This window comes from Acinetobacter sp. YH12105 (assembly GCF_013419095.1).
GTDB lineage: Bacteria > Pseudomonadota > Gammaproteobacteria > Pseudomonadales > Moraxellaceae > Acinetobacter > Acinetobacter pseudolwoffii.
In genome coordinates, this window is sequence record NZ_VPAU01000037.1 from 1 (window position 1) to 6,505 (window position 6,505).

Genomic DNA, 6,505 nt, shown 5'->3' on the forward strand with positions numbered 1-6,505 from the left:
TTTTTTTTTTTAAGTGTCATACTTGGTTCATTTTTGAATGTAATGTATCTCTTTAATATAAGAAGAAAAATACTCTTAAATAGAGACAAAAAGAAGATTAGATCTTCTTCTAATCGAGCGATAAATTGGCACATCATATTAACCATATCTTCCATCACACCTACACCTTTGAATAGCTTAGTAAGTTCTATTCTGCATGACTTATAGATTTAAAACAAAATTCTTTTAAAAAACAATGATTTAGTAATAACATATTGACATAAGCTGGACTGATTTTATTAAAAATCTTCTTAAAAATCTTTCACTTGATCCTAATTATATGAAATGTAAAATTAGGAAAAAATTAGCTCAAGAGGTGTTAAATCCACGTAAAAAAACTTAAAAACAAAATAATTGATTATGCAGTTAAGCTACTTAAAACTGTGGAACATTGTTCACTTATTAATCGTGGAACGTGACAAATCATTAAAAAAGCCCAATCGGTGATGATCGGGCTTTTTAATACACGATAAGACTATGAATTATAAGAAATAAAAAATTGCATTTCGTATAATCTGCATTATGTTAATTTTAGAGAAAATTAAAAATAATCTAACTAGACGGTCTTTAGATATTACGGTTCTGGTGAGTGCTTCATGCATTATCACCTTTCTGATTTACTTATTAGGGCAAACCAGAGTCGTGCTCTTTTAAAAATAAAAACCACCTTCGGGTGGTTTTTATTTGCCAGTTGAAATGGGTAAACCATTAACCTTCAATCTGACAGGCTTCAGCGCAGGCACGACAAGCGCGGGCACAGTTTTGACAATGCTCATCTTCATGCTGGCCACATTCTTCGGCACACAGTTCGCAGGCTTTGGCACACAGGTTCATGGCTAAATGATGCAGCTCCGAGTTGCGAATTTCAAAGGTGACACAGAGTTTGCAGGTTTCAACACAGTCCAGACAGCGCTGGATACAGGTGCGCATCATCTGCACATGTTCTTCGTGTAAACAGGCATCTGCGCAGCGTTGACAAGCAACAATGCATTCCAGACAGGCCTGTATTGAAAGCGAAGATTGTTGAACGGATGAAAGATGCGGTAGCTGATTCATAAGCAGATCCTCGAATAAAGTCCGGTTGATATCAAAATTTATTGCGGTATTTCAATCCAGGTTTCTTGTACTTCTAGCAGGTTTTTAATCAGGATTATACGCTGCTCACAAATATCACCCACCCAAGATAGCGGGATCAGATGTGCTTTGCCTTCGGCATCCTGACTTAGTTGGATTCGATCTAAATCCAGAAACTGTTCAATTTGGCCCAGATGAACGCCGTTAGCGGTAAAGACCTCCGCATGTTGTTGCAGTTCATGATGACGAAACTTGGCCATACTGCTGCCTCAAGAACAGGATTTTTTCACTCTAATGCAAGCTATCGCGCAAAAGATGAAAAGCAATAAAAGCGATACAAATCAGCGGCAGATATTTACGTCATATTAAACGGTTACATGCGTTTAAATAGAATAAAGAAAGGTGTGGGTTTTATTTATATACAAGGGTATTTTATTTATGACAGCCTTGTCTTATTTATATCAGGCAGTTTAAGTGGATAAACTGCCTGATTTATTCTGATTTAAAACAGTTATTTATTTATCGCTCGAAATCATACTTTTCAGGGGCTTTGTTGCACAAACCTATCTGTAAAGGCTTTTTCAGCGATATAATTTTTAACCTTAACAACTAACAAAAAATGGTTGAATCTTTGGGCGCTGTTTTTGTGATTCCATCCAAAGTGAATACTTAGATTGGACACGCATTAACAGGTCTGCACTGATTCCCAAAGCATCATGCAAGCGTAAAGCTACATCTGCGGTCACTGGCGCTTTACCGTTAATAATTCGAGAAAGTAAAGGACGTGTCACTTGAATACGTTCAGCAAGTTCTGTAATGGTGATCGCTTGTCCTTCTTCTTTTAAGCCATCTAACCATTCTGACACTAACTCACCTGCATGAGCTGGATTATTCATCATCATATTCACCTCAATGGTAGTCCTGATAGTCCACGATATACGCATTACCATCTTTAAAAATAAAAGTCAGACGCCAATTGGCACTCACAGTGATTGACCAATGATCTTTTAATTTACCTTTCAAAGGATGAAGCTTCCATCCAGGAAAATTCATTTCATCAATGCTTTGCGCTTCATTCAAAGCAGTTAATTGTCTTTTTAACTTGGTTGAATGAACAGACTGAATACCTGCTGTAGAACTGGTTTTAAAAAATCGTTCCAGTCCCTTATGATTAAAATCTACAATCACAAAAAATCATCCTTTGTATAGTTTTAATATACAGCAATCCGTTCAGTAAAACTATACAGAAATATAGACTCAAATAAAATCAAAAGCCTTAAAAACAAATGCGCTTACTCTCTCAACTCGCCCCCAAAGCGTCGCACTTCGTGCTTTGGCTTTGGTGAACGGTTGAGAGAGTTTCGGCAATACTCACCCTAAGGGCTGTCATTTAAAAAAATGACCTATCCCTTAAGTATTGCCGATTTACCTATATATATTTGGCTTCGGAGCCACGTATATCGGTCGTATCCGCACATAGCTTTGCTGACTATGCAGACAAGGACTCAAAGTCTTGCACTTCGCTCCACGCGCTCCCTGTCGTTACATTGCCTGTATCTCTGCGAGGGTTTCCCCAACGTACAACTTAACAAGTCCTATGTAACTACTCCCAACGCTCCGCCTATGTGAAGTTCCCCTGTAAGCGGTTTAGCCTTTCGACTATAGCTACAATACGCCAGTGACACTTATTCCTACCACACGTACTGCATGCCGACCGTAAAACGGACACGCAGAAGCGGGCAAAGCTCGATCTAGGATACTTATTTGACGATTTAAAACACGAATTAACGAAGACTTATCATTTTGAGGCTTGATATAAACACTGTTTATTGTGAAAATAGAGTTCAGGTACAAGCCTTTTGGTGAAATCATAACGGTCGTCAAACCTTATGATCTTCGTTACTTGATGTTGTAGCATCAAATAACTGCGTACCGCTGAATTTACTGGAAAACCCCTCTAACTTGCAAGACTTAGAGGGGTTTTTGTTTATAATTTTAAATTACAAGTTACTTATCCTTGTTTAAAGCAAATTTTCGCTTCTTAATTACAGTAATTGGCTTTTCTTGTGGAGCCATATTTTTCTGAATGGCTCCCTGCTTCATCTCTACTGGGACAGCACTATTTTCAGTAGTCTTTGGACTAGATTCTTTAGGCTTTGACTCTGTTGGCTTTTGCAGAGTTGCTTCCTTATTTTTAATTTTTATATAAATTTTATGAGCAACTGTATTGTGCTCCTTAATTTCCCTGTTCTTATCAGCCAATTTTTTATACTGTTCTTTAAAAGGTTTTATAAATTTTTTGATAGCTGATAAGAACACGGCTTCTTCAGGGTATATGTCCGCTAATGTCTTAGGTGTTTCCTTTTGCACGAAATTGATGAGATCGGCTGGAAATTTATTAAGAATCTCTGGAGTAGCAAAGCTTACAAAATCATAGTCATGATAAGAAATTACAGCATATCGGGTATTTTTCTTAGTCGGACTTTTAATATAACCTTTAACTGTTGCCTCCCCTTGATCAAGTAACTTTTTCAAATAGAAATCTTTGATTTGGTTTTCTATAAGCGCATTACCTCTATAGAACCTAAGCTTCTGACTGATTTCCGCCTGTTCTTCCAGGTTGTCTTCATCAACAAGTTTTAGCTGTTCGGATTGGTCAAGGAATTGAGCATAATTATATTGAGCAAGTTCGGATGTCCAAATCAGTAACTGATCAAGGTTTTTAGGCATAGGAACTTTCAAATCATTCAAATCAAGCTTTTTAATGGGCGCAAGTTCTTCTTCCTTAAACTCTGTTCTTTCTAAACTTGATTGCTTTAACATAATAATTTCCTTAACTTCCACTAATTTTAAACATAATAAAAATTATAAATGAGTGCTTAGAGCCTTCATTTTCAGATTCAGCTATTTGGGGTCAATAACGCATAAATCCCCATGCTTCCCATAGCCACACTGCTCTTTCATCACTCGGACGCAAGGCTTGGACTCTTCTCCAACGGCACAACTTTGAATATCAAACTGAATACCTTGCTGCTTTAAACTCTCGATCTTTGGAATATTCTCTAAAGGCTTAATATAAGATGCAAATAACCATGTCATAGTCAGTATGAAAACTGAAAAAACACCTAAGAAAGTGGTGATTAACTTCCATGAAAATTGATCACTGGCTGATTCAATCGAGTTTTTCAAGCGTCCAAGCGCTTTAGCGGTCTTAATAAGTTCTGCTGTACCGTCCTGTAAGCCCTCATTTACCGCTTTTGATATAGTGTGGTGGGTTTGCCCAGCAATAGTGCTTTGAATGTGTTCTTTCGTGATTTGAAGCTCTTTAACGGCCTGATTGACTAGGTTCTGCTGTTGTTCTGCAACTGCCATCAGTGCATATAGCTTTTTTTCATCAGGTGTCATCGGCTCATCCCCTTATAACTCATGGTTTTCTGTTGCTCTCTTTCTAATTTCTGCTGTTGTTTGTACTGTTCCAAAGCAAGCTGTTTAAAGCTGTCAAAATCAGCCTTAAAGCTCTCAATACCCTGTTTAATTTCTTTGTCTGAAATTGGGCTGTTTTTGAGGTCTTTCAGGTCTTTTTTAGGGTCGCCTAAATCTAGTTGCTCAAGCTCTTTATAGGCTATACGTGACTGTTGCAAGGCTTCCCTAATTTCAGGGTCTTTAGCTTGGCTTGGTAATAGTTTCTTTTCGGGTTCTTTCTCTACGCCTTGCTCTTTGTAGCTTCGCATATCAATACGGCTGTCAATTTGGTGTTTTTCTAAATGGCTGTTGCATAAATCTGCCCATCTTTGGCGTAGGTCTTTAATATCGGTTTTTCGTTCCTGGTAAGTCTTGCCTGTATTGTCTTTTTTAGCTCCGCCACGTTCAGGATTCTTGCTGTTATAACGTTTAAAATATTGCTCTGGATCTCGCTCGATTCCATCTTGTAGACGTTCATTAAACATGAGGTGAACGTGAGGCTGATCCTTGCCGTCCATTGCTTTAGGGTTATGGATCGCAAACTGATACGGATATTTTGAGCCAATTTCAGACTGAATGAAGTCCTCAACCAGTTCTAGGCGTTGCTCGGCATTCATCTCTCTAGGCAGGGCAATTTCATATTCTCGATAGGTACTGCCATTTTTGCGCTCGTAAAGGTCGGCTGCCTGCCAAAAGTTAATCGGATTATGTTCTGCCCATTTCGGCATGTTTCCATAGTCACGATGTTCAAGGTCAGTTTCTGCCTGTTCCTGTTTCAGCTTCTTTTCTTCATCCCGATCAATATATTCGGCATGCGGTGCTGCCTTGCCTGCCTTACCAACTTTGACACTTAAACGAGCAATCGCCATTAGGTTTTATCCTGTTCCTTTTTTTGGTTGCGTTCCTTCTTAAACGCTCTTTGATCGAATATCGAAGCAAGCACCATAATGAGGATGAGTAGCGGTGCTGCGATCACGCCAAAAATAATATCTTTGATCTTTCCCCATACCTGTTTTAGTTGCATGTTGTTGCTCCTAGCGTTGGTACTTCTTTTTTTCATTCAATTTTCAATTGAATGAAAAAAAGAAGTTTCAGGGTTTTAGGGATGAAGTCCCTAACGTGCTTAGGTTTCTCAATGAAATTGAGAAACGTCTAAGCGCGCCATCAAATTTTTGATGGAAGTACAGGCGAACTTCTCTAGAACGAACTTTAACAAAATTGCGGACATTGGACGTAATTATTTTGTTATCGTTCTTTGAGAATTAAGCCTGTGCTTTTGCGGTATCTGAATTAATGGAATCAAATATGAATAATGATTGGCTGTCTGAAAAAATCACATATATTTCTGCTTTAAAGAATCCAAGTGATGCTCAAAAACTTTTATTGGAATTAGCAAAAATCCAATACCGTACACCCGACCAAGAGAAAAAACTAAGCGCCTTAATCAAAGCTGAAAAAGCCATAGATCGAGCAAATAAACAAAAAATAGCAGTTAGAAAATTACTGAATGCAGAAAAGGAAGCTGAACGTAAAAAACGTACAAGGCATCTTATTCAATTAGGTGCACTTTTTGAAATTGCTAACTTGGATAAGCGAGATCCTGCAGAATTGCTTGGAGTACTACTTAAAACTGCTGAAATTGATCCAAATGATGCGAAATGGGAAATTTGGAAAGACTTAGGCCAAGATACATTGAATCAGCGTAAAAATTAAAATTGAAGTAATAACGGCTCATAAGCTGCAAAATATAAGCGTATGAGCCTTGTAGGGCTGGATCATAAGAGAATATTAACATCCGCTATCTTTTTTTTTTTAAGTGTCATACTTGGTTCATTTTTGAATGTAATGTATCTCTTTAATATAAGAAGAAAAATACTCTTAAATAGAGACAAAAAGAAGATTAGATCTTCTTCTAATCGAGCGATAAATT

The 6,505-nt window shown here is 37.7% G+C and carries 9 protein-coding genes; 1 reads left to right on the plus strand and 8 read right to left on the minus strand.

The genetic code is table 11. From position 1 onward, the window contains the following. Positions 1–747: 747 nt before the first annotated feature. From FTU44_RS14805 to FTU44_RS14840, 8 genes are all read right to left on the minus strand, one after another. Positions 748–1,095, minus strand: coding sequence for a four-helix bundle copper-binding protein (locus FTU44_RS14805; protein WP_180051270.1), 348 nt, complete (start codon positions 1,093–1,095; stop codon positions 748–750). A gap of 38 nt (positions 1,096–1,133) precedes the next feature. After that, positions 1,134–1,373, minus strand: a complete 240-nt coding sequence (locus tag FTU44_RS14810; protein ID WP_180051272.1) for a DUF2171 domain-containing protein — start codon at positions 1,371–1,373, stop codon at positions 1,134–1,136. Between the two features lie 342 nt (positions 1,374–1,715). Next, positions 1,716–2,009, minus strand: coding sequence for a HigA family addiction module antitoxin (locus FTU44_RS14815; RefSeq protein ID WP_100358233.1), 294 nt, complete (start codon positions 2,007–2,009; stop codon positions 1,716–1,718). A gap of 13 nt (positions 2,010–2,022) precedes the next feature. Beyond that, positions 2,023–2,301 carry a type II toxin-antitoxin system RelE/ParE family toxin gene (locus tag FTU44_RS14820; protein ID WP_087704769.1) on the minus strand — a complete coding sequence of 93 codons (279 nt, stop codon included), beginning with the start codon at positions 2,299–2,301 and terminating at the stop codon, positions 2,023–2,025. A gap of 819 nt (positions 2,302–3,120) precedes the next feature. Then, the gene (locus FTU44_RS14825; protein WP_180051275.1) at positions 3,121–3,936 is read right to left on the minus strand and encodes a hypothetical protein; all 816 of its coding nucleotides are present in this window, start codon (positions 3,934–3,936) and stop codon (positions 3,121–3,123) included. A gap of 81 nt (positions 3,937–4,017) precedes the next feature. Next, the gene (locus FTU44_RS14830; RefSeq protein WP_005253924.1) at positions 4,018–4,518 is read right to left on the minus strand and encodes a hypothetical protein; all 501 of its coding nucleotides are present in this window, start codon (positions 4,516–4,518) and stop codon (positions 4,018–4,020) included. Beyond that, positions 4,515–5,444 carry a MobA/MobL family protein gene (locus tag FTU44_RS14835; protein ID WP_180051278.1) on the minus strand — a complete coding sequence of 310 codons (930 nt, stop codon included), beginning with the start codon at positions 5,442–5,444 and terminating at the stop codon, positions 4,515–4,517. Before FTU44_RS14835 ends, FTU44_RS14830 begins: the two co-directional genes overlap by 4 nt. After that, positions 5,444–5,599 (minus strand): hypothetical protein, encoded by a 156-nt coding sequence (locus tag FTU44_RS14840; protein ID WP_169031083.1) that lies wholly within the window; start codon positions 5,597–5,599, stop codon positions 5,444–5,446. The genes FTU44_RS14835 and FTU44_RS14840 overlap by 1 nt, the downstream gene beginning before the upstream one ends. Before the next feature lie 281 nt (positions 5,600–5,880). Between FTU44_RS14840 and FTU44_RS14845 the strand changes: the two genes are divergently transcribed. Further along, the gene (locus tag FTU44_RS14845; RefSeq protein WP_180001808.1) at positions 5,881–6,288 is read left to right on the plus strand and encodes a conjugal transfer protein TraD; all 408 of its coding nucleotides are present in this window, start codon (positions 5,881–5,883) and stop codon (positions 6,286–6,288) included. Positions 6,289–6,505: the final 217 nt, after the last annotated feature.

Bases quoted from the DNA above. Each gene is read 5' to 3' on its own strand.
- FTU44_RS14845 (WP_180001808.1), top strand. From the start codon at position 5,881: ATGAATAATGATTGGCTGTCTGAAAAAATCACATATATTTCTGCTTTA.
- FTU44_RS14815 (WP_100358233.1), bottom strand. From the start codon at position 2,009: ATGAATAATCCAGCTCATGCAGGTGAGTTAGTGTCAGAATGGTTAGAT.
- FTU44_RS14830 (WP_005253924.1), bottom strand. From the start codon at position 4,518: ATGACACCTGATGAAAAAAAGCTATATGCACTGATGGCAGTTGCAGAA.
- FTU44_RS14835 (WP_180051278.1), bottom strand. From the start codon at position 5,444: ATGGCGATTGCTCGTTTAAGTGTCAAAGTTGGTAAGGCAGGCAAGGCA.
- FTU44_RS14825 (WP_180051275.1), bottom strand. From the start codon at position 3,936: ATGTTAAAGCAATCAAGTTTAGAAAGAACAGAGTTTAAGGAAGAAGAA.
- FTU44_RS14840 (WP_169031083.1), bottom strand. From the start codon at position 5,599: ATGCAACTAAAACAGGTATGGGGAAAGATCAAAGATATTATTTTTGGC.
- FTU44_RS14805 (WP_180051270.1), bottom strand. From the start codon at position 1,095: ATGAATCAGCTACCGCATCTTTCATCCGTTCAACAATCTTCGCTTTCA.
- FTU44_RS14810 (WP_180051272.1), bottom strand. From the start codon at position 1,373: ATGGCCAAGTTTCGTCATCATGAACTGCAACAACATGCGGAGGTCTTT.